20 protein-coding genes and 1 pseudogene are annotated in these 20,485 nt (G+C 70.5%); 17 read left to right on the plus strand and 4 right to left on the minus strand.

Translation table 11 applies throughout. From position 1 onward, the window contains the following. Window positions 1-25: 25 nt before the first annotated feature. The 7 genes from ACLJRM_RS26525 (at window position 26) to ACLJRM_RS26555 (ending at window position 7,601) form a co-directional block, all read left to right on the plus strand. Window positions 26-964 carry a hydroxymethylglutaryl-CoA lyase gene (locus ACLJRM_RS26525; RefSeq protein WP_410664571.1) on the plus strand — a complete coding sequence of 313 codons (939 nt, stop codon included), beginning with the start codon at window positions 26-28 and terminating at the stop codon, window positions 962-964. Then, complete coding sequence (locus ACLJRM_RS26530; RefSeq protein ID WP_410664572.1) at window positions 961-1,680, plus strand: enoyl-CoA hydratase/isomerase family protein; 720 nt, start codon at window positions 961-963, stop codon at window positions 1,678-1,680. Before ACLJRM_RS26525 ends, ACLJRM_RS26530 begins: the two co-directional genes overlap by 4 nt. Further along, window positions 1,677-2,864, plus strand: coding sequence for a CaiB/BaiF CoA transferase family protein (locus ACLJRM_RS26535; protein WP_410664573.1), 1,188 nt, complete (start codon window positions 1,677-1,679; stop codon window positions 2,862-2,864). Before ACLJRM_RS26530 ends, ACLJRM_RS26535 begins: the two co-directional genes overlap by 4 nt. Further along, on the plus strand, window positions 2,865-3,629 hold the full coding sequence (locus ACLJRM_RS26540; RefSeq protein WP_410664574.1) for an enoyl-CoA hydratase/isomerase family protein: 765 nt from the start codon (window positions 2,865-2,867) through the stop codon (window positions 3,627-3,629). Continuing rightward, window positions 3,629-5,230 (plus strand): AMP-binding protein, encoded by a 1,602-nt coding sequence (locus tag ACLJRM_RS26545; protein ID WP_410664575.1) that lies wholly within the window; start codon window positions 3,629-3,631, stop codon window positions 5,228-5,230. The genes ACLJRM_RS26540 and ACLJRM_RS26545 overlap by 1 nt, the downstream gene beginning before the upstream one ends. Beyond that, window positions 5,227-6,180, plus strand: coding sequence for an NAD(P)H-dependent flavin oxidoreductase (locus ACLJRM_RS26550; RefSeq protein ID WP_410664576.1), 954 nt, complete (start codon window positions 5,227-5,229; stop codon window positions 6,178-6,180). Before ACLJRM_RS26545 ends, ACLJRM_RS26550 begins: the two co-directional genes overlap by 4 nt. A 551-nt stretch (window positions 6,181-6,731) precedes the next feature. Beyond that, on the plus strand, window positions 6,732-7,601 hold the full coding sequence (locus ACLJRM_RS26555) for a DUF6542 domain-containing protein (protein ID WP_410664577.1): 870 nt from the start codon (window positions 6,732-6,734) through the stop codon (window positions 7,599-7,601). A gap of 90 nt (window positions 7,602-7,691) precedes the next feature. Here ACLJRM_RS26555 and ACLJRM_RS26560 read toward each other — a convergent pair whose 3' ends face one another. Continuing rightward, entirely contained in the window at window positions 7,692-8,705 is a 1,014-nt protein-coding gene (locus tag ACLJRM_RS26560; RefSeq protein ID WP_168214408.1) for a 4-hydroxy-3-methylbut-2-enyl diphosphate reductase, read from the minus strand. A gap of 152 nt (window positions 8,706-8,857) precedes the next feature. Here ACLJRM_RS26560 and ACLJRM_RS26565 point away from each other — a divergent pair, with 152 nt between their 5' ends. The 6 genes from ACLJRM_RS26565 (at window position 8,858) to ACLJRM_RS26590 (ending at window position 13,402) form a co-directional block, all read left to right on the plus strand. Further along, on the plus strand, window positions 8,858-9,529 hold the full coding sequence (locus ACLJRM_RS26565; RefSeq protein ID WP_101610493.1) for a lipid droplet-associated protein: 672 nt from the start codon (window positions 8,858-8,860) through the stop codon (window positions 9,527-9,529). Next, window positions 9,526-10,791 (plus strand): exodeoxyribonuclease VII large subunit, encoded by a 1,266-nt coding sequence (xseA, locus tag ACLJRM_RS26570; RefSeq protein ID WP_410664578.1) that lies wholly within the window; start codon window positions 9,526-9,528, stop codon window positions 10,789-10,791. Before ACLJRM_RS26565 ends, xseA begins: the two co-directional genes overlap by 4 nt. Next, window positions 10,788-11,228, plus strand: a complete 441-nt coding sequence (locus ACLJRM_RS26575; RefSeq protein WP_410664579.1) for a hypothetical protein — start codon at window positions 10,788-10,790, stop codon at window positions 11,226-11,228. Before xseA ends, ACLJRM_RS26575 begins: the two co-directional genes overlap by 4 nt. Next, window positions 11,225-11,458: an exodeoxyribonuclease VII small subunit gene (locus ACLJRM_RS26580; protein WP_101610496.1), complete on the plus strand. Its 234-nt coding sequence runs from the start codon at window positions 11,225-11,227 to the stop codon at window positions 11,456-11,458. The genes ACLJRM_RS26575 and ACLJRM_RS26580 overlap by 4 nt, the downstream gene beginning before the upstream one ends. An 84-nt stretch (window positions 11,459-11,542) precedes the next feature. Next, window positions 11,543-12,613 (plus strand): class II fructose-bisphosphatase, encoded by a 1,071-nt coding sequence (gene glpX / locus ACLJRM_RS26585; protein ID WP_174720460.1) that lies wholly within the window; start codon window positions 11,543-11,545, stop codon window positions 12,611-12,613. Window positions 12,614-12,622: 9 nt separating this feature from the next. After that, the gene (locus ACLJRM_RS26590) at window positions 12,623-13,402 is read left to right on the plus strand and encodes a S1 family peptidase (RefSeq protein WP_410664580.1); all 780 of its coding nucleotides are present in this window, start codon (window positions 12,623-12,625) and stop codon (window positions 13,400-13,402) included. A 63-nt stretch (window positions 13,403-13,465) separates the two neighbouring features. On the opposite strand, the gene ACLJRM_RS26595 is transcribed toward ACLJRM_RS26590, so the two are convergent. Continuing rightward, window positions 13,466-14,455, minus strand: a complete 990-nt coding sequence (locus tag ACLJRM_RS26595) for an NAD(P)/FAD-dependent oxidoreductase (RefSeq protein ID WP_410664581.1) — start codon at window positions 14,453-14,455, stop codon at window positions 13,466-13,468. 113 nt (window positions 14,456-14,568) lie between these two features. Here ACLJRM_RS26595 and ACLJRM_RS26600 point away from each other — a divergent pair, with 113 nt between their 5' ends. Further along, window positions 14,569-15,966 carry a class II fumarate hydratase gene (locus ACLJRM_RS26600; protein ID WP_410664582.1) on the plus strand — a complete coding sequence of 466 codons (1,398 nt, stop codon included), beginning with the start codon at window positions 14,569-14,571 and terminating at the stop codon, window positions 15,964-15,966. Here ACLJRM_RS26600 and ACLJRM_RS26605 read toward each other — a convergent pair. Beyond that, on the minus strand, window positions 15,963-16,544 hold the full coding sequence (locus tag ACLJRM_RS26605; protein WP_410664583.1) for a TetR/AcrR family transcriptional regulator: 582 nt from the start codon (window positions 16,542-16,544) through the stop codon (window positions 15,963-15,965). The genes ACLJRM_RS26600 and ACLJRM_RS26605 overlap by 4 nt on opposite strands. A gap of 43 nt (window positions 16,545-16,587) precedes the next feature. On the opposite strand from ACLJRM_RS26605, the gene ACLJRM_RS26610 reads away from it, so the two are divergent. Further along, window positions 16,588-17,043: an SRPBCC family protein gene (locus tag ACLJRM_RS26610; protein WP_410664584.1), complete on the plus strand. Its 456-nt coding sequence runs from the start codon at window positions 16,588-16,590 to the stop codon at window positions 17,041-17,043. On the opposite strand, the pseudogene ACLJRM_RS26615 reads toward ACLJRM_RS26610, so the two are convergent. Continuing rightward, window positions 17,041-18,051, minus strand: a pseudogene (locus ACLJRM_RS26615) (DMT family transporter); the annotation flags it as partial. The gene ACLJRM_RS26610 and the pseudogene ACLJRM_RS26615 overlap by 3 nt on opposite strands. Between ACLJRM_RS26615 and ACLJRM_RS26620 the strand changes: the two are divergent. Further along, a complete protein-coding gene (locus ACLJRM_RS26620) occupies window positions 18,050-18,892 on the plus strand; it encodes a helix-turn-helix transcriptional regulator (RefSeq protein WP_101610501.1) in 843 nt (280 codons plus the stop codon). The pseudogene ACLJRM_RS26615 and the gene ACLJRM_RS26620 sit on opposite strands and share 2 nt — an antisense overlap. A gap of 46 nt (window positions 18,893-18,938) precedes the next feature. Next, on the plus strand, window positions 18,939-20,450 hold the full coding sequence (locus ACLJRM_RS26625) for an ATP-dependent DNA ligase (RefSeq protein ID WP_410664585.1): 1,512 nt from the start codon (window positions 18,939-18,941) through the stop codon (window positions 20,448-20,450). The last annotated feature ends 35 nt before the right edge of the window (window positions 20,451-20,485 follow it).

The raw sequence follows: 20,485 nt of genomic DNA on the forward strand, positions 1-20,485 counted from the left end.
TGGAGTCACCGTAGGAGGTGACTCGATGACCGACGGGGTCACGATTTGTGAGTGCTTCGCCAGGGACGGGCTGCAGCACGAGCCCGCGTTCGTCCCCACCGCGACGAAGGTCGCCCTGCTGGAAGGTTTCGCCCGCGCGGGGTTCACCCGTATCGAAGCCACGAGCTACAGCCACCCGGAGCGGGTCCCGGCGTTCGCCGACGCGAGCGAGGTGCTCGTCTCCCTCGGCCGCCGGCCGGGCGTGGCGTTCAAAGCGACGTGCCCCAATCCCCGCGCGGTGACGCGTGCGCTGGAAGACCTGGATCGCGGCGCCGGGGCTCAAGAGCTCAGCCTGCTGGTCTCGGCCAGCGAGAGCCACACCGAACGGAACCTGCGCACCACCCGCGCCGCCCAGTGGGACCGGGTCGCGGAGATGATCCGCCTGGCGGACAAGCGTTTCCGCCTGATCGGCGTCGTGTCCGTCGCCTTCGGATGCCCGTTCGAAGGCGCTGTCGACCCGGGCCGGGTCGCCGAGGACGTCGCCCGCTTCGCCGACCTGGGCGCCGCCGCGGTCACCCTGGGCGACACCACCGGGGTGGCGACGCCGAAGACCGTCACGGCCCTGTTCGAGCGACTCGGCCGGGCCCACCCCGGACTGCCGCTGATCGCGCACTTCCACAACTCGCGGGGCGCCGGCATCGCCAACGCGGTGGCCGCGCTGGACGCGGGCTGCCGCCACTTCGACAGCGCGATGGGCGGGGTCGGCGGCCACCCGGCGTCGATCGGCTACGGCGCCGGGCTGACCGGGAACGTCTGCACCGAAGACCTCGTCGACCTCTTCCACGCGATGGGTGTCCGAACCGGACTGGACCCCGGCGCGCTCGCCGAGTCGTCCGCCGCCTGCGAGAAAGCACTCGGCCGTCCGCTGCACAGCATGGTCGCGCGAGCCGGTTTCGCCCGCACACAAGGAGAAAGCCGACGATGATCCTGCTCACCGAGGACCACGACCGGGTCCGCGTCCTCACCCTCAACCGGCCGGACAAGCTCAACGCGCTCGACACCGCCCTCACCCGGGCGCTGCGGGACGCGCTCGACGACGCCGACCTCGACCCCGCCGTCCGCGCGGTGGTGCTCACCGGCAACGGCCGCGGATTCTGTGCGGGCGCGGACCTTTCCGAGTTCTCCGCGCTCACTCCGGAGCAGCCCGACGCCGTACTGGAGCGAGCGGCGCTGACCGCCGGGCTCCAGACGCGGATGCAGCGGATGGGCACCCCGGTCGTCACCGCGGTCCGCGGCGCGGCGGTCGGCGGCGGCGCGGGCCTCGCGATCGGCGCCGACATGGTCGTCGCGGGCACCGACCTGCGCTTCGGCTACCCGGAACTGCGGCACTCCCTCGTCCCGGCCCTGGTGATGACCGGTCTGGTACGGCACCTGGGCCGCAAACTCGCCTTCGAGCTGATCAGCACCGGCAGGCTGCTCACGGCGGCCGAAGCGTTCGAACACGGCCTGGTCAACAGCGTCGTCGAGCCGGAGAACGTCCTCTCCGCCGCGCTGGAGATCGCCGCGGGCTGGGCGGCGGTGGAGCCGCGCGCGCTGAGCGCCGCCAAGGACCTGTTCTACCGGGTCGCCGACCTGCCGACCGACGCCGCCGTGCGCGCCGGCCAGGACGTGAACGCCCTGATGCGGGGGTTCCGCCGGTGACTCCGCCCCTCGAAGGCATCACCGTGCTCGACTTCTCCCGGGTGCTGGCCGCGCCGATGGCGACGCAGATCCTCGGCGAGCTGGGCGCGACGGTGATCAAGGTCGAACGGCCGGGCTCCGGCGACGAGACGCGGGGCTTCGAACCCCGGCTCCCCGCCGGGGAAAGTGCCTACTTCTTCGCCGTCAACCGGGGCAAACGTTCGGTGACCCTCGATCTGAAGGACACCCGCGGCCGCGACGCCGCCCGCCGCCTCGCCGCCCGTGCCGACGTCGTCGTGGAGAACTTCCTGCCCAGCACCATGGCTCGGCTCGGCCTCGGCTACGAGGAGCTGGCCGCGGGCAACCCCGGCCTGGTGTACGTCTCCGCCACCGGGTTCGGGCAGACCGGCCCGGACCGTGCCCGCAAGGGGTACGACACCGTCTTCCAGGCCCTGTCCGGAGTCATGGCGATGACCGGCGAACCGGACGGCCCGCCGGTCAAGACCGGGATCCCGGCGGCGGACCTGACCTCCGGGCTCTGGGTGGTCATCGCCGTGCTGACCGGGCTGGCGGGCCGGGGAACCACCGGACGCGGCCGCCACCTGGACGTGTCGATGATGGACGTCCAGCTCAGCCTGCACGCGCTGAACGCCGCCCGGCTGTTCGCCCTCGACGAGGATCCGGCGCGGACCGGCAGTCAGCACCCCGGTCGCGTCCCGTCCGCCGCCTTCGAGGCCGCGGACGGCCGCTGGGTGCACATCAGCTGCAGCGACCAGCACTGGGAGCCGCTGTGCCGCGTGCTCCGCCTCGACGACCTGGAGTCCGACAGCGAACTCCGGCACAACGCCGGTCGTGTCGCCCACCGGGACCGGGTGATGACCGCGCTGCGGTCGGCGATCGCCGACCGCGAAAGCGGCAAGCTGGTCGAGGAACTGCGTGCGGCCGACGTGCCGGTGGGCGAGGTCCGGGGTGTCCGAGAGGCACTGGACGATCCGCACGCGCGGGCGCGCGGCGTCGTCGGCACCTTCTCGCATCCCACCGAGGGCGAGTTCCCCGCGATCCGCACTCCCCTGCGGGAAACCGGGGCACGGCCACATGACCTGGAGAGCCCGCCGTTGCTGGGCGCCGACACCGAGAGCGTGCTCGCGGACGCGGGCTTCGGTTCGGCCGAGATCGCCGCCCTGCGCGGCGAAGGAGTGATCTGAGTGGACGAGCGGATCCTGCTCGACGTCACCGCCGGGGTCGCCCGGCTGGAACTGGCCCGCCCGGCCGCGCGCAACGCCGTGGACCTGCCCCTGTGTCTTCAGCTGCGCGCGGCGTTCGACGAGATCGACGCCGACGAGTCTGTCCGCGTCGTCCTGCTCTCCGGGCAGGGTCCGGTCTTCTGCGCGGGCGCCGACCTCAAGGAGCGCACCGGCAAGGACGCGTCGTGGGTACGCCGCCGCCGCGTGGCCTCGTTCGCCGCCTACGCCGCGATCGCGGCCTGCCGCCGTCCGGTGATCGCGCTGGTGCACGGGGCCGTCGTCGGCTCGGGCGGCGAGATCGCCCTCGCCGCCGATTTCGCCATCGCGGCCGAGGGCACCACGTTCCGCTTCCCCGAGCCGCACTGGGGCACGATCGGTGCCACCCAACGGCTGCCGAGGGCGATCGGGCCGCGCCGCGCCAAGGAGCTGCTGTTCACCAATCGCCCCGTCGGCGCGGAAGAGGCCCGTGACCTCGGGCTCGTCGTCCGCGTCGTTCCCCCGGCGGAGCTGGCCGACGTCGGCGACGAGACAGCGCGGACCATCGCCAAGGCACCACCGGGTGCCATCGCGCTGACCAAACGCGCGGTGGATCTCGGCACCGAAACCGACCTCGACCGCGGCATCCGCATCGAAATGGCCGCGATCGAGCAGAATCTGCAGACTGGCGACTGGCGTGACGGCGTCGAGCGCTTCTCGGCCACCGCGACAGCCAAGGAGGCAGAGTGATGGACCTGCGCACCGTCTGCCCGCTCACCGCGCACGAGGCGCTGGAGCGCGCCGCGCTGACCGCGCCGGACGTCGAGGCCGTCGTCACCGCCGAATCCCGCGTCACCTACGGCGAGCTCGCCGGGAACGTCGCGCGGATCCGGTCCGCGCTCGCGGCACACGGCGTCGGACGGGGTGACCGTGTCGGCGTCTGCCTCGGCAACGGGCCCGACTGGGTCGCGCTGTTCGTCGCGATCGGCTCGCTCGGCGCCGTCGCCGTGCCCGTCAACACCCGGTGCACCGCCGACGAGGTGCGGTACATGCTGGCCAAGGCGAAGGTGTCCACGCTCTTCGTCGCGGACCGTGTGCTGCGCGTCGACTTCATCGCGATGCTTCGCGAGCTGGGCCTCGGGACCGACGGGCGCTGCGCCACGTTGCCCGACCTGACCTCCGTGGTCGTACTGGGCAAGGAGGTGCCGGAAGGGGTGACGTCCTGGAAGGCGTTCCTCGCCGCGGCCGACGGCGACACCCCGGCCACCGCGGAACCGGACGACGTGCTGCTCGTGCAGTACACCTCGGGCACGACATCCCGCCCCAAAGGTGTCCTGCTCACCCATCGGAGCATGTGCGCCAACGCGTACTTTTCGGGCGCCCGGCTCGGGTTCCGTCCCGCCGACCGTTTCCTCAGCGCCCGTCCCTTCTTCCATGTCGCCGGAAGCACGCTTTCGGTGCTCGCCAGCCTGCAGCACGCCGTCACCTTGGTGGCCATGGCCAAATTCGAGGCGGGAGAGGCCCTGCGTCTGCTGGAAGAGGAGCGCTGCACCCATTTTTCGGGCAACGACACCATCGCGATGATGTTGCTCAACCATCCGGACCGCGCGACGCGGGAACTCCACCTGCGCGGTGCCTGGGTCGCGGCGTCGCCGACGGTGATCCGGCGGGTGATCGACGAGCTCGGTGCCCGTGAATGCGTCGCGGGATACGGCCTGTCCGAGGCTTCGCCGAACGTCGCGCAGTCCTGTTGGTGGGAGCCCGAGGAGATCCGGGCTTCCGGCGCGATGGCCGTCGAACCCGGGGTGGAGGTCCGCATCCGCGCGCTCGACGGGGACCACGACTGCGCGCCGGGCACCCCGGGCGCGATCCTCGTCCGCGGCTGGAACGTCATGCGGGGCTACCTCGACGATCCCGGGCAGACCGCCGCCGCGATCGACGCCGGCGGCTGGCTGTCCACCGGGGACATCGGTCTGCTCGACCTGTCCGGCAGGCTCCATTTCTCCGGGCGCACCAAGGACATCATCCGAGTCGGGGGTGAGAACGTCGCCCCGGCCGACGTCGAGGACGTCCTGCACCGACATGCCGCGGTCCGGCAGGCCGCGGTGGTCGGGGTGCCTCACGAGCGGCTGATCGAGGTCCCGTTCGCGTTCGTCGTGCTCCGCGAACCCGACGCGGTCACCGAAGAGGAACTCCTGCGCTGGGCGAAGGCGAACATGGCGGGTTTCAAGGTGCCGCACCATCTTCGGATCGTCGACGACTTCGAGGGGATCGGCATGACCGCGAGTTCGAAGGTGCGGAAGAACCAGCTCGCGGAGCACGCCCGCACCCTGCTCGGGCCCGTCCGATGAGGCGGATCCGCACCCCGGTCACCGAACTGCTGGACATCGCGCTGCCGATCGTGCAGGCGGGGATGTCGTGGGCCTCGTCGTGCTCGGCCCTGCCGCTCGCGGTGAGCGACGCCGGCGGGCTCGGGGTGGTCGCCGCGGGACCGATGCGGCTGCCGGACCTGGCCCGCACCCTCGACGAAATGGCCGACGGCACCGAGTCGCCGTGGGCGGTGAACCTGCCGCTCTACCGGGCGGGTGCCGAAGACGTGATCGAGTTGCTGCTCGAACGGCGCCCGCCGGTGCTGATCGCCTCGCAGGGCGGTCCGCGGCGCTACCTCGAGCGCTTCCACGACGTCGGGACGACCTGCCTGCACGTGGTCGCCGGAACCGAGCACGCGAAGAAGGCCGTCGACGCCGGTGTCGACGGGCTCGTCGTGGTCGGCGCCGAAGCCGGAGGACATCCGCCACCCGGCCTCGTCACGACACTGGTCCTCACCCGCGCCGTCGCCACCGCTGTCCCGGACACGCCGATCGTCGCGGCCGGGGGCCTGGCCGACGGCGCCGGCCTCGCCGCGATGCTCGCGCTCGGGGCGGGCGCCGCCCAGTTCGGCACCCGGTTCCTCGCCAGCACCGAAGCCACCGTCCACCCGGACTACAAGGCCGCCGTGGTCGCCGCCGGAATCGACTCGACCCGCACGGTCGGCCGGGACCTCGGCCTGATCCGCGCGCTGGCCAACGACTTCACCGACCGGATGACCGAACTCGAGGACTCCGCGGCCGACGTCGAACGGCGACGTGCGGTGTTCGCCGCCTCGACCCTGCGCGACGCCGCGCTCGACGGCGACCTGAAGAACGGCAAGGTCGAAGCGGGCCAATCGGCCGGGCTGGTGACCGATGTGCTGCCCGCGGCCGAGATCGTGCGGCGGATCGTGGAGGAGTACGACGCGGCTGTGGAGCGACTGCGGCCCTGAGGAGTGGGGGCAGGGCGATCGTGACGTGCTGGGTCGGGTTGGTCGTGAGTGGCGATTCGGGTTCCAGCCAAGGGCGCCCTAGGTACCTACTGGATTTGCGTGCGAGTGTTCGCAAGTTCGTGCTGCCCAGCGGCCGTGTCGCGAAAGCCACTTTCGGGACATCAGACGTCCCGAAAGTGGCTTTCGCGACGCCCCGGGCAAAGGTGTCGTTGTGGCTGAACCCAGGTGGGCGAGGGCGTGACTCGCGTGATCGGAGGCGGATCTCGCGTGCTCAGATTCCGAACTCTGTGATCGTCGCCCGAACACGACACGTTTGCCCTACCCCTCAATAGAACCGTCCTCACCACTCACGAGAGGACGTTCCCCACCTGCGGTTTCCGGAATCGGAGGCTCCGTTTCGACCCGCTTGACAACCTTGTCGCGCCCCTGCGCGTAGTACCTCTCGAAAGCACCCGGGCAGTTCGTCCGGGTGGTCCGGGATGACCACTACCAGGCGATCGACATACCGCCTGTTGGCGGTATGTCCGCAGCTTGGATATACGGTGGGACCTGTGACCGCGATTCGCGATCGCCAGAGCGATCCTGATGCCGACGACGTTCCCGTAGCCTGGGACGAGCGTCCGCTCGTCGGCGCCAGGCGCGGGCTGCCCTGGTGGGCCGCCGTCCTGGTGGGCTTCGGGCTCGCCATCCTTGGTGCCTTCATCGACGTGATGACGCAGAAGGACCTGGGCCTGCTGTTCAAGATCTTCTACGCGCTCGGCGCGGTGGCCGCCGTGGTGGCCGTGCAGCGCAGAGGGCTGTTCGGCCCGATGGTGCAGCCGCCCCTGGTCCTCGCCGTGACCGTGCCGGGAGTCATCCTCCTGACCTCGGACAACGGCAAGGGCTCGGATCTGCTCGAGAGAGCCTTCGACATCGGCACCCCGCTGATCAACGGCTTCCCGACGATGGCCCTCACCACCGGTGTCACGCTGGCGATCGGTTTCTTCCGGATCTACCGCGAACGCGATCCCGACGCCCCGGTGAAGCTGAAGGCGAACGCCAAACCGGACCGTCGCGACGAGGCGAAACCGCCGGTCAAGCCCGCTGCCGCCGCGGCGGGCCGCCGTCCGGCCGCCAGGACCGGGCAGACGCCGCCCCCGCCGTCACGCCGGGGTGCGCCCCCGGACGACGTGCCGCCGCGCCGCCGTCCGGTCGACGACGATCGCCGTCCTCGCCGCGACGCCGAACCCGGCGCTCGCAAGCCACCGCCTCCGGGACGTCAGCCCCGGCGCCCGCGTCCGCCGGAAGACGGCGAACCCCGCCGTCGCGACCCTCGCGGCGAGAGCGCCCCCGGTGCCCCGCGCCGCCGTCCGGCGCGTCCGGACGACCCTCGCCGAGGCGGTCAGCCGCCGCGCCGCCGCCCTTGGGACGACGAGCGCTGAAGCAAGGGACCTTTGCTCTCGCCTGAGCCCCTGATCAAAAGAAAGGGCCGCCCGAGGAACCCCTCGGACGGCCCTTTTCGTACTCGGAGCCTAGGCCCTGCCGACCTTCTTCAGCTCGTGCGGCAGCGCGAAAGCGATCTTCTCGTTCGCCGTGGTGACCTCGTCGACGTTGTCCCAGCCGCGCTCGGCCAGCCACGTCAGCAGGTCCATGACCAGAACCTCCGGCACCGAAGCACCGCTCGTGACGCCGACGGTCTCGACGCCTTCGAGCCACGCTTCGTCGACCTCGTGCGCGAAGTCGACCAGGTGCGACGCGCGCGCCCCCGCCTTCAGCGCGACCTCGACCAGGCGCTTCGAGTTGGACGAGTTCGTGGAGCCGACCACCAGCACCAGGTCGCACTCGGCGGCCATGGCCTTGACCGCGACCTGGCGGTTCGTGGTGGCGTAGCAGATGTCGTCGCTGGGCGGGTCGGCCAAGCCGGGGAACTTGTCCCGGAGCTGGTCGACGCGCTCCATGGTCTCGTCCACCGAAAGGGTGGTCTGTGAGAGCCAGATGACCTTCGACGGGTCGCGGATCTCGACCTTGTCGACGTCTTCGGCGGTGTCGACGAGCTGCACCTTGTCGGGAGCTTCGCCGGCGGTGCCTTCGACCTCTTCGTGGCCTTCGTGGCCGATCAGCAGGATGTCGTAGTCGTCCTTCGCGAACCGGTTGACCTCTTTGTGCACCTTGGTCACGAGAGGGCAGGTCGCGTCGATGGTCCGCAGATTGCGCTCGGCCGCCTCGGCGTGCACCGCGGGCGAGACGCCGTGCGCGGAGAACACCACCAATTCGCCTTCCGGCACCTCGGAGGTCTCGTCGACGAAGATCACCCCGCGGTCGCGCAGGGTCTCCACGACGTGCCGGTTGTGCACGATCTCCTTGCGCACGTACACCGGTGCGCCGTAGAGCTCGAGTGCCTTTTCGACGGCGATGACGGCACGATCGACGCCCGCGCAGTAGCCACGAGGCTTGGCGAGCAGGACACGTTTGCCACCTGCCGGCACACCGGACTCGGTGATCGTCGGACTGCCGGCTGGCGTGATTCCGGGACTCGCAGAACTCATGACCCCCAGGGTACGGGCTGCCCCGGGGGCTCCTCGCACTCACGTTCAGGTGACCTGGGAACCCCTCTAAAGTATGTGCGTGGAGTCACGTCCTGTGAGCCGACCCACCCGTTCGGTTGGGCAGGATGGACCAGATACGGCAGGCTAGACGTATGAAGCCTCTCCCGCTCCCCCTCCGGGTCGCCGCGGGCCTCGCCGTCACCACCGCCGAGCGGGTTCGCGAACTTCCCAAGCAGCTGACCGGGCTCCCCGTCACGGTGGTCAGCCAGGTCCTCCAGTTCTCCATGCGCGTCCAGCAGCACGTCACCGAGCTGGCGATCAAGGGCGACGACGCGTTGTCGGGTCTCCGCCCGGTCGAGGACGCCCCCAGCTGGGCGACCTTCGACGAGGACCTCCCGCCGGACCTCGGCGAACGCCGCTACGAACGCGACTCGTGCGTGATCCCGTTGAGGGAAGACCCCGAGGTTCCCGAACCGCGTGCCGAGACGAACGGCCACTTCCACGACCTCGAGGCGCTCACCGAAGACCCGTGGGCCGAGGAGGAGCGCGCGCTCGCCGAGGACCACGCCGACGGCGAGTTCGACAGTTCCGCGGCCCCCGTGACCTCGGGCCCGGCCGGGCTGGAGGACTACGACACGCTCACGTTGCCGCAGCTGCGCGCCCGCCTGCGCCGGTTCGACCTCGCGCAGCTGGAAGAGCTGCTGACCTACGAAAAGGCGAACGCCGACAGGGCGTCGTTCGTCGGCATGCTCGCGCGTCGCATCGGAAACGTGAAGAAGGCGGAAGCCGACGGCGACGACACCGGCAGCGCGGAAGGCCGGTGAGCGCCGAACCCACCGCCGCACCGGCGGGGCCGTCCACCACCGCCGAGAACCCGTGGCCGGTCCGCACGGTCGCCCGCAAGGTCGGCGAGTGGATCAACCGGCTCGGCGCGGTCTGGGTGGAGGGCCAGGTCACGCAGATCTCGGCCCGCCAAGGCACCAACACCGCGTTCCTGACGCTGCGCGACCCGTCCGCGGACGTGTCGATGTCGGTGACCTGCCCGATGGGCCTGCTGCGCACGATCGAACCGCCGCTGCGCGAGGGCGCGAGCGTCGTGATCCACGCGAAGCCGACGTTCTTCATGAACCGCGGCTCGCTGAGCCTGCGCGCCAACGAGATCCGCGCGGTCGGCATCGGCGAACTGCTCGCGCGGATCGAACGGTTGCGACGGCTGCTGGCCGCCGAGGGCCTGTTCGCACCCGAACGCAAACGCAAGATCCCCTTCCTGCCCAAGGGGATCGGGCTGATCACCGGTCGCGCGTCCGCCGCCGAACGCGACGTGCTGGTGAACGCGCAGGCCCGCTGGCCGCATGTCGCGTTCAAGGTGATCAACACCGCCGTACAGGGATCGCTCGCGGTCCCGCAGATCCTCCAGGCACTGTCCAAACTGGACCGTGACCCGGAGGTCGACGTCATCGTGATCGCGCGCGGCGGCGGCAGTGTCGAAGATCTGCTGCCGTTCTCCGACGAAGCGCTGTGCCGCGCGGTGTCCGCGGCCGGCACGCCGGTGGTCAGCGCCATCGGGCACGAGCCGGACACCCCGCTGCTCGACCACGTCGCCGACCTCCGGTGCTCGACGCCGACGGACGCCAGCAAGCGGATCGTGCCCGACGTCCGCGAGGAGACCCAGCGCGTACGCCAGATGCGTGACCGCGGCCGCCGCGCCCTGCACGGCTGGGTGGACACGCAGGTCAGGCTGCTGACCCAGATGCGCAGCCGTCCGGTGCTCGCCGATCCGCTCGGCCCGGTCCAGCGGCGTTCCGACGACATCGAGATCCACCGCGAACGCGGGCGCCGCGCGATGCTCACCCTGCTCGCCAAGGATCAGGCGGAGATCGCCAGCGCCCGCGCGCGGCTGACCGCGCTCGGCCCGGCGGCGACCCTCGAACGCGGCTACGCGGTGGTGCAGTACACCGACGCCGAAGGCAACCTCCAGGTACTCCGGTCCGTCTCCGAGGTCACGGATGGCGCGAACCTGCGCGTCCGCGTGGTCGACGGCGCGCTCGGCGCCGTCGTCGCGGGAGAGGCGGAGGAGAACAGTTGACGGCGAGTTTCCTGCCTTTGACCGTCGACGCCGCCCAGCGCGCGAACGCCCCCGGTGTGCTGCACAACGCGCTGCTGACCGACCACGCCGCCGCCGAATGCTGGACCGTACTGCTGGCGGGCTGCCAGGCCGAGGCGCTCTTTTCCGCCGAGGGCTCATCAGCGCCGTTTTCGATCAAGCGAGGCCTCGACGCGCAATTGCGGAAGCTCTCCGAAGCGACGGCTGAGCACGTCGGCACCCGATGGTGGTTCGCGGAGGGGTCCGAGCATCGCAAACGGGTGGCCCGGGCGCAGGAAACCCTCGTCGCGGCGATCGCGGAGGGTGACGGCCAGGAGTTCGCTCTCGCCTTCGTGGGTTACGACAACGCCATGGCCGGCGCGGTAGTGTGCGCGGGTATCGGCAAGCACCGACGTCCGGTAGAAGGAAGCACAGCGTGAGCAAACCCGGTGGCGAGACCGCCGAACTCGGCTACGAGCAGGCCCGCGACAGGCTGGTCGAGGTCGTCCGCGAACTCGAAGCGGGCGGGCTGTCCCTGGAGCAGTCGCTCGCTCTCTGGGAAAAGGGCGAGCAACTGGCGAAGGTCTGCGAGCACCATCTCGAAGGCGCGCGCGAGCGGATCGAGGCCGCGCTGTCGTCGGTGGAAGACGAGAGCGGCAACGGTCAGTGACGTTCACCATGCTCTGGAGCCACCGAACCACCGTGGGTATCTGAGAGACTGGGACCCCGCCGAGTTCCTGACCCGGGAGGCCTCATGCCCACCCCCACCTCGTCCGCCAGCTCTTCCCGACGCCGTGAAGCGCCCGATCGCAACCTCGCGATGGAACTGGTCCGCGTGACCGAAGCCGCCGCGATGGCCGCGGGCCGCTGGGTGGGGCGCGGGGACAAGATCGGCGGAGACGGCGCCGCCGTGGACGCGATGCGCCAGCTGGTCTCGACCGTGTCGATGCGCGGCGTGGTCGTCATCGGCGAGGGCGAGAAGGACGAAGCCCCGATGCTGTTCAACGGGGAAGAGGTCGGCAACGGCGACGGGCCGGACTGCGACGTCGCGGTCGACCCGGTCGACGGGACCACCCTGATGGCCAAGGGCATGCCGAACGCGCTGGCCGTGCTCGCGGTCGCCGAACGCGGCGCGATGTTCGACCCGTCCGCGGTCTTCTACATGGAGAAGCTCGCCGTCGGCCCGGACGCCGCGGGCAAGGTCGACCTGGCCGCCCCGGTCGCGGAGAACATCCGCCGGGTCGCGAAGGCCAAGAACTCCAGCGTTTCCGACGTCACCGTGTGCATCCTCGACAGGCCGCGTCACGAACAGCTGATCAAGGAGGTCCGCGAGGCGGGCGCCCGGATCCGGTTCATCTCCGACGGCGACGTCGCGGGCGCGATCGCCGCGGCCCGGCCGAGCACCGGCGTCGACATGCTGCTCGGTATCGGCGGCACCCCCGAAGGCATCATCGCCGCCTGCGCGATGAAGTGCCTCGGCGGCGAGCTGCAGGGCCGTCTGTGGCCGAAGGACGACGCGGAGCGCGAGAAGGCGCTGGCCGCGGGCCACGACCTCGACCGCGTGCTCGGCAACGACGACCTCGTCCGCGGCGACAACGTTTTCTTCTGCGCCACCGGCGTCACCGACGGAGACCTGCTGCGCGGCGTGCACTACCGCGCGGGCGGCGCGACCACCCAGTCGATCGTGATGCGCTCGAAGTCCGGCACGGTCCGGATGATCGACGGCTACCACCGGCTGACCAAACTCCGCTCGTACTCGTCCGTCAACTTCGACGGCCACCTCGACGATTCACTGGAAGACGACGTCGTTCCCCCGCTCCCCTAAGGAGAATCAGTGCTCAAGCGCGTGCTCGTGGTCCTGTTCGCGGCGATGGTCTTCATGCCGGTCGGACAGGCCACGGGCGCGGGCGACCTCGTCGGCGGCAGAGAGGCCGACGAGCCGTATTCGTTCATCGTGTCGCTGCATTCGGCCTCCGGCAAGGCTTTCTGCGCCGGCGCGCTGATCGCGGCGGAGTGGCTCGTGACGGCCGGGCACTGTGTCGAGGGCAAGAACCCGGCGAACCTGAGCGCGCGGATCGGCAGCAACGACAACACCCAAGGCGGCGAGATCGCGAAACTCGCCGAGGTCGTCGTGAACCCGTCCTACAACCCCGAGCCCGAACACGCGGGCGGCGACCTCGCCCTGGTGCGGCTGGCCGCCCCGGTGAAGGCGGCGCCGGTCACGATCGGGGCCATCGTGGCGCCGGGGACGCCGACGCGGCTGCTCGGCTGGGGCCAGACGTGCCCGACTTCGGGCTGTGGCAAGGGTCCGGCGAAGCTGCAGCAACTGGACACGAAGATCGTCGAAGGCGTGCGCTGCACCGCGAAGTTCGACGGCGCCGTCGAGTTGTGCACCGACAATCCCGACGGGAAGTCGGGTTCTTGCTACGGCGATTCCGGTGGTCCCGAGGTCGCCAAGGTCGACGGGAAATGGGTGCTGCTGGGCACGATCAGCCGTCCGGGCAACGCCGATCCGGTGTGCGCGACTTCGCCGTCGATCGCGACTTCGGTGGTGGCTTACGCGCAGTGGATCGCGGAGAAGACCACACCTCCCGCGCCTGCTCCGCCCGCTTGAGAGATGCAATGAAAGTCCCCTTCATTGCAAAATTTGCAATGAAGGGGACTTTCATTGCACGCGCTACTCCGCGTTGCTGGAGTGACCGGGGAACAGATGCGCTTCCGGGTTCAACGCCACCGCGATGTTGTTGACCGCCGTCGCCGCTTCCCCGAATCCGGTCGCGATCAGCTTCACCTTCCCCGGATACGCCGCGACGTCGCCCGCCGCGTAGACCCGCTCACGCGGGGTCGCCATGGTCGAGTCGACGGCGATAGCGCGGTGGTCGATCTGCAGTCCCCAGCTCTCGATCGGCCCGAGATCGGCGGTGAAACCGAGAGCCGCGACCACCGCGTCGGCACGCAGCACTTCGGGTTCGGCGCCTTTCACCTGGATCTCGACCTCCGCGAGCGCGCCGTCGCGGTCGAAGAACCGGGTGACCTCGGCGTCGGTGACGATCCGCACGCCGAGTTCCCGCGCCTGCCGCACGATGGACTCGGCCGCGCGGAACCGCGCGCGACGGTGCACGAGGGTGACGCTCGCGGCGACCGGATGCAGGGCGAGCACCCAGTCGAACGCCGAATCCCCGCCGCCGACGACGACCACGTGCTGGCCCGCGTGCGCCTGGAGCGCGGGCACGAAGTGGACCATGCCGCGGCCGAGCCAGCCGTCACCGGCGGGCAGCGGACGCGGGGTGAACTCGCCGATCCCGGCGGTGATCAGCACCGCGCCGGCACGCAGGACCTGTCCCCCGTCGAGCGTGACGGTGATGCCGTCCTCGACGCTTTCGAGTTTCTCCGCCTTGCGCCCGAGCAGGTACACCGGTTTGAACGGCGCCGCCTGATCGACCAGGCCCTGCACCAGATCCCGGCCACGGATCTCGGCGAATCCGCCGACGTCGTAGATCATCTTTTCGGGGTACATCGCGGTGACCTGGCCGCCCGCCTCCGGCAGTGAATCCACGACGGCCATCGAAAGGCCGCGGAATCCCGCGTAGTAGGCGGCGAAAAGACCCGTCGGACCTGCCCCGATGATGACGAGGTCGTACGACGTTTCCCCAGCGGACTCGCTCATTCGGCACTCTCCCGGCCGGTGGTGGGCGGCGTGATCGAGAACACATTCGATCCTAGCCCTCGCGTGCCGAAAGACACGGAGCGCGCCAGCGGTCGCTGCGCGAAACTTGAGGCATGGCTGAACAGGAATACCGGATCGAACACGACACCATGGGCGAGGTGCGCGTCCCCGTCGACGCCCTCTACCGCGCGCAGACGCAGCGCGCCGTCGAGAACTTCCCGATCTCCGGCCGTGGCCTGGAGCGCGCCCAGATCCGTGCGCTCGGCCTGCTGAAGGCCGCCGCGGCGCGGGTCAACGCGCGCCTCGGCGTGCTGGACGCCGAGGTCGCCGAGGCCATCGCGAAGGCCGCCGACGAGGTCGCCGAGGGCAAGCACGACGCGCATTTCCCGATCGACGTGTTCCAGACCGGTTCCGGGACCTCGTCGAACATGAACGCCAACGAGGTCATCGCGACGCTGGCGTCGCGCGCGCTGGGCCGCGACGTCCACCCGAACGACCACGTCAACGCGTCGCAGTCCTCGAACGACACCTTCCCGACGACGATCCACGTCGCCGCGACGGAGGCCGTCCTGTCCGACGTGATCCCGGCGCTGGAGTACCTGGCCGCCGCGATCGAGACGCGGGCCGCCGAATGGTCGGACATCGTGAAATCCGGCCGCACGCATCTGATGGACGCCGTCCCGATCACCTTCGGCCAGGAGGCGGGCGCGTGGGCGTCGCAGGTCCGGTTCGGTGTCGAACGGCTGAAGTCGGGCCTGCCGCGACTCGGTGAGCTGCCGATCGGCGGCACCGCGGTCGGTTCCGGGCTGAACGCGCCCGAGGGTTTCGGCTCGGCCGTTTCGCAGGAGCTGGCGTCGGTCACCGGTCTTCCGCTGACCGAAGCGCGTGACCACTTCGAGGCGCAGGCGACACAGGACAGCGTCGTCGAGACGTCCGGGCATCTGCGCACGGTCGCGGTGTCGCTGAACAAGATCGCGAACGACCTGCGCTGGCTGGGTTCCGGCCCGCGCACCGGGCTGGCCGAACTCGCGCTGCCGGATCTGCAGCCGGGTTCGTCGATCATGCCGGGCAAGGTGAACCCGGTGATCCCGGAGGCGACGCTGCAGGTGGTCGCGCAGGTGATCGGGAACGACGCGGCGGTCGCTTTCGCGGGCGCGGCGGGCAACTTCCAGCTCAACGTGAACCTGCCCGTCATCGCGCGCAACGTGCTCGAATCGGCGCGGCTGCTCGCGGCGGTCTCGCGGCTGCTGGCGGACAAGGTGTTCGCGGGCGTGACGGTGAACGCCGACCGCGCGCGGGAGTACGCCGAGGGTTCGCCGTCGATCGTGACGCCGCTGAACTCCTACATCGGCTACGAAGAGGCCGCCGCGATCGCGAAGCTCGCGCTCAAGGAACTGAAGACGATCCGCGAGGTCGTGATCGAACGCGGTCACGTCGCGAACGGCAAGCTCACCGAGGCCCAGCTGGACGAAGCTCTCGACGTGCTCCGGATGGCGCGCGGCGGCCGCTAAGCGCCGAGAGCGGCCACGGCCGCGTGGAGCGGTGAGGCGAGCGACGCCGCCAACCCGCCCGACGGCGTCGTCTCGGTGAACAGGTGCAGCCACGTGAGCACCGGGCCGAGCAGGATCGCGTGCACGAGCGCCGGATCGGGCCGTCGCGAGAGTTCCCCTCTCGCGACGGCCCGATCCAGCGTTTCGACCAGATATCCGCGTTCACGGCCGAGGAAGACCTCGCCGAACCGGGCCTCCAGCACCGGATCGGCCCGGACGTCGGCGAGCAGCGACGGCAGCGCCCGCCGCAGTTCCGCACCGTCCAAAGAGGACTCGATCACCGCGAGGACCGCCGCCACGTCACCCCGCAGCGAACCGGTGTCCTCGGGCGGTTCGAGTTCGACGGGATGGATCACCGCGGCGAACACGAGTTCCGCCTTCGACCGCCACCGCCGGTACACCGCGGCCTTGCCGACCCCCGCCCGCGCCGCGACCGCGTCGATCGTGCAGCGCTGGTACCCGGTTTCGGTCAGCAGCGCCCGCACGGCCTCGCGGACCGCGTCGTCGATGCCCTCTTCCCTCGGCCTGCCTCGCACCATGCACCCAGTTTACGAGACTGACAGTTCCGTATATCGTCGGGGTATGACCTGGACGAGAACCTCCCGCGAAATCCTGCCCGTCCCGCCGTCCGCGCTCTGGGCGGCACTGGCCGACTTCACCCGGTGGCCCGACTGGGATCCCGACCTCACCGGCGCCGAACTGCACGGTCCCGCCGAGGTGGGCTCGACCGGTTTCCTCGTACCGAACGGATTCCGCGGCCGCGTGCACTCACGGGTCGCCGAGTCGTTCACGATCACTTCGCTGATCCAGGACCGCGAGGTCGCCCTCCGCCAGCCGATTCCCTTCGGCGTCATGGATCTCGCGCTGACCGTGGCCGCGGTCGACGGCGGGACCGAGTTCGTCCAGCAGGTCACGCTCACCGGGCCGTTGCGCGCGGTCATGGTCGCGGTCATCGGCGGCGACGTCGTCAAGCACTTCGACGTCAAATGCGCCCGGCTCACCGAACTCGCGGCGGCGCAGGCCGACCACGACGCCTGAGGACACCAGCGCGACCCCGATCACCTGGGAGAGCCGGAAATCCTGCATTCCCAGCAGCAGGGAGACGGCGAGACCGGAGACCGGCATCAGCCCCACCAGCACCCCGGCCCGGTCCGCGCCCAGCGCGGAAACCGCCGAATACCAAAGAAGAAAAGCGATCGCCGTGACGACGACCGTCAGATAGCCGAGCGCGATCAGCTCACGCCCGTCCGGCCACACCCAGGCGCCGGACGGGTCGGCGATCGTGCCGACGACCGCGCCGCCGACGCCCGCGGCGCAACAACTCCAGGTCGCGGTCGCCAGCGGACCGAGCCTCTCGAGCACCCCGACGGCGAGCAGGGTGAACAGCGCTTCACACACCATCGCCAGCGCCGCGAGCACCAATCCTTGCCAGCGCGCCGCCCCGCCGCCGGACAGCACGGCGATCCCGAGTCCGGCGAGCACCGCCCCGGTCACCGGCGCCCACGACGGCCGTTTCCCCTTCGTCAGCGGTCCGGCCAGCGCGAGCACGAGCGGCGTGCCGCCGAGGAACGCGGCGACCAGGCCGGGCTCGGCGTACCGCTGCGCGAACAGCAGGCACGCCTGGAACCCGATCATCCCGGTCGCCGCGAGAGCGATCAGCGACGGCACGTCGCGCGGGCCGGGCAGCGGCAACGGCCGACCGCTCAGGCGCGCCCACGCCAGCAGGAGCAGTCCCGCCAGGGCGTAACGCAGTGCCTGTCCGGTGATCACCGGGTAGCCGTCGAGCATTCCCGTCACCGGCACGGACGCGCCGACGATCAGCACCCCCAGTACGCCGATCGTCACGCTTTTCCGTTCGCTGACCATGTCACCACGATGTCGGCGAATTGGCCCTTGGGACAGGGCCAGAACGTGACCGCTGGACAGGACCATAAGTCGGGATACCGACGGGGGCGCCGGTACCACCTGGACCAACCACACTCCCGCCGAACCTGGCCCCAGCAGGACCAGGCACCCGTCCCGCGGAATCGGGATACTTGTCGACATGACCGAGACGGCCGAGCTGGGCGACTTCCTCAAGGCACGCAGGGCCGCGCTGGATCCGGCCGACCTCGGCCTGCCGACGGGCTTCAACCAGCGACGGGTCGCCGGGCTGCGGCGCGAGGAGCTGGCGCAGCTGGCCGGGATCAGCGTCGACTACTACACGCGGCTGGAGCAGGGGCGGGCTCGCAACGTGTCCGATTCCGTCCTCGATTCGCTGAGCCGGGCGCTGCGGCTGCACCGCGACGAGGAGACCTACCTGCGCAACCTGGCCGCGCCGAAGCGCAAACGCATCGCCCGGCCCCGCGCGCAGCGGGTCCGACCGGAACTGCAGCAGATGCTGAACGCGATCCAATCCCCGGCGTTCGTCTTCGGCCGCTATCTGGACGTGCTGGCCTGGAACCCGCTCGGGGCCGCGTTGTCCTTCGATTTCGCCGCCTGCCCTCCCGGCGAGCGCAACATCCCGAAGATGTTCTTCCTCGACGAGCACGCCCGCGAGATGCACCCGGAGTGGGAGACCGTGGCGAAAGAGGTCGTGGCGAACCTCAGGGCCGAGAGCGGGAAGTACCCGGACGACCCGTACCTCGCCCAGCTGGTCGGCGAGCTCTCGCTCGGCAGCGAGGAGTTCCGGAAGCTGTGGGCGAAGCACACCGTGCGCGAGAAGGCGCACTCGTGGAAGGTGATGATCAACCCGGTCGTGGGTGAACTCCGGCTGCGCTACGAGACACTGCGGCTGCCCGACGATCCGGACCAGGCCCTGGTGATCTACACCGCCGAGCCCGGTTCCTCCAGCGAGCGGGGGCTCGCGCTGCTGGCCAGCTGGGTGGCGGATCCCGCGCACGCCTGAACCCGCTCGGCGCGAAACTGTCGGTCCCCGGGGTCATGATGGACCCATGTTGTTCACCGCGGTGGTGACCGCGTCGGCCGAACTGGCCGCCACGAGGTCCAGGAAGGCGAAGATCGCCACCCTGGCCGCACTGCTGCGCGCCGCGGGCGAGCCGGAGCTCCCCGCGGTGGTCGCGTTCCTCACCGGGCAGCCGACGCAGGGCCGCATCGGCACCGGCTGGCGGACGCTGGCCGAGCTGAACGCGGCACCGGCCGCCGAGCCGTCGTTGACCGTGGCCGAGGTCGACACGGCGCTCGGCACGGTCGGGGCGGCGTCCGGCTCCGGCTCGGTGAAACTGCGCACGGAGACGTTGCGGGCGTTGTTCGTCAGGATGACCAAGGCCGAGCAGGAGTTCCTGTTCCGGCTGCTGACCGGCGAGCTGCGGCAGGGCGCGCTCGAAGGGATCATGGTGGACGCCATCGCGGCGGCGTCCGAGATCCCGGCCGAGGACGTCCGGCGGGCGTTCATGCTGTCCGGGCAGCTGCCGGTGACGGGCCTGGCGGCGATGACCGGCGGCAAGGAACGGCTGGCGGAGTTCAAACTCGCCCTGGGCAGGCCGATCCGGCCGATGCTGGCGTCTCCGGCGGAGTCGCTGGAAGAGGCCGTCGCCGAGCACGCCGGGGCCCTGGTCGAGTACAAGATGGACGGCGCGCGGATCCAGGTCCACCGCGACGGTGACGAGGTCCACGTCTACACGCGGACGCTGCGCGAGATCACCGGCAGCGTCGGTGAACTGGTGGAGCTCGTGCGCTCGCTGCCCTGCACGTCGGTGGTGCTCGACGGCGAGACGCTGGCGCTGACCGACGACGGCAGGCCGAGGCCGTTCCAGGAGACGATGAGCCGGTTCGGCAGCAGCCGCGACGAGCAGGTCAAGGCGTTGCTGCTGCGGCCGTATTTCTTCGATTGCCTGCACCTCGACGGCACCGACCTGCTGGACGCTCCGCTGTCCGAGCGGAACGTGGCCTTGCGCAAGGTCGCGGGCGAGCACGTGATCCCCGGTGAGATCGCGCCCGCTTCGGCCGAAGCGGTATTGGAAGCGGCGATGGCCGCCGGGCACGAGGGCGTGATGGTCAAGGACCTCGCGTCGCCGTACGCGACGGGCCGCCGCGGGCGCGCTTGGCTCAAGGTGAAACCGGTGCACACGATCGACCTGGTCGTCCTCGCCGCGGAATGGGGACACGGCAGGCGCACCGGCACGCTGTCGAACCTGCATCTCGGCGCGCGCGACCCCGGCGGCGGGCCGCCGATCATGGTCGGCAAGACGTTCAAGGGCATGACCGACGAGCTGCTGGCCTGGCAGACGAAGACGTTCCAGGAGATCGAGACCCACCGCACGGACTGGGCGGTGCACGTGCGGCCGGAGCTCGTCGTGGAGATCGAACTCGACGGGGCCCAGGTGAGCACGCGGTATCCGGGCGGGCTGGCGCTGCGCTTCGCGCGCGTCGTCCGATACCGGCCCGACAAGGAGGCCTCCGACGCCGACACCATCGACACCGTGCGTGGTCTCCTCAAGCCCTGACCGCAACTAGAGGACTAATTGCGGCGAGGAGGCGC

Origin of the sequence: Amycolatopsis sp. lyj-84 (genome assembly GCF_046549075.1) — a bacterium.
Taxonomy (GTDB): domain Bacteria; phylum Actinomycetota; class Actinomycetes; order Mycobacteriales; family Pseudonocardiaceae; genus Amycolatopsis.

Excerpts from the sequence above, each read along its gene's own strand:
- ACLJRM_RS26525 (WP_410664571.1), top strand. The coding sequence starts at position 26 with ATGACCGACGGGGTCACGATTTGTGAGTGCTTCGCCAGGGACGGGCTG.
- ACLJRM_RS26530 (WP_410664572.1), top strand. The coding sequence starts at position 961 with ATGATCCTGCTCACCGAGGACCACGACCGGGTCCGCGTCCTCACCCTC.
- ACLJRM_RS26545 (WP_410664575.1), top strand. The coding sequence starts at position 3,629 with ATGGACCTGCGCACCGTCTGCCCGCTCACCGCGCACGAGGCGCTGGAG.
- ACLJRM_RS26550 (WP_410664576.1), top strand. The coding sequence starts at position 5,227 with ATGAGGCGGATCCGCACCCCGGTCACCGAACTGCTGGACATCGCGCTG.
- ACLJRM_RS26560 (WP_168214408.1), bottom strand. The coding sequence starts at position 8,705 with ATGAGTTCTGCGAGTCCCGGAATCACGCCAGCCGGCAGTCCGACGATC.
- ACLJRM_RS26565 (WP_101610493.1), top strand. The coding sequence starts at position 8,858 with ATGAAGCCTCTCCCGCTCCCCCTCCGGGTCGCCGCGGGCCTCGCCGTC.
- glpX (WP_174720460.1), top strand. The coding sequence starts at position 11,543 with ATGCCCACCCCCACCTCGTCCGCCAGCTCTTCCCGACGCCGTGAAGCG.
- ACLJRM_RS26595 (WP_410664581.1), bottom strand. The coding sequence starts at position 14,455 with ATGAGCGAGTCCGCTGGGGAAACGTCGTACGACCTCGTCATCATCGGG.
- ACLJRM_RS26600 (WP_410664582.1), top strand. The coding sequence starts at position 14,569 with ATGGCTGAACAGGAATACCGGATCGAACACGACACCATGGGCGAGGTG.
- ACLJRM_RS26605 (WP_410664583.1), bottom strand. The coding sequence starts at position 16,544 with ATGGTGCGAGGCAGGCCGAGGGAAGAGGGCATCGACGACGCGGTCCGC.
- ACLJRM_RS26610 (WP_410664584.1), top strand. The coding sequence starts at position 16,588 with ATGACCTGGACGAGAACCTCCCGCGAAATCCTGCCCGTCCCGCCGTCC.
- ACLJRM_RS26620 (WP_101610501.1), top strand. The coding sequence starts at position 18,050 with ATGACCGAGACGGCCGAGCTGGGCGACTTCCTCAAGGCACGCAGGGCC.
- ACLJRM_RS26625 (WP_410664585.1), top strand. The coding sequence starts at position 18,939 with ATGTTGTTCACCGCGGTGGTGACCGCGTCGGCCGAACTGGCCGCCACG.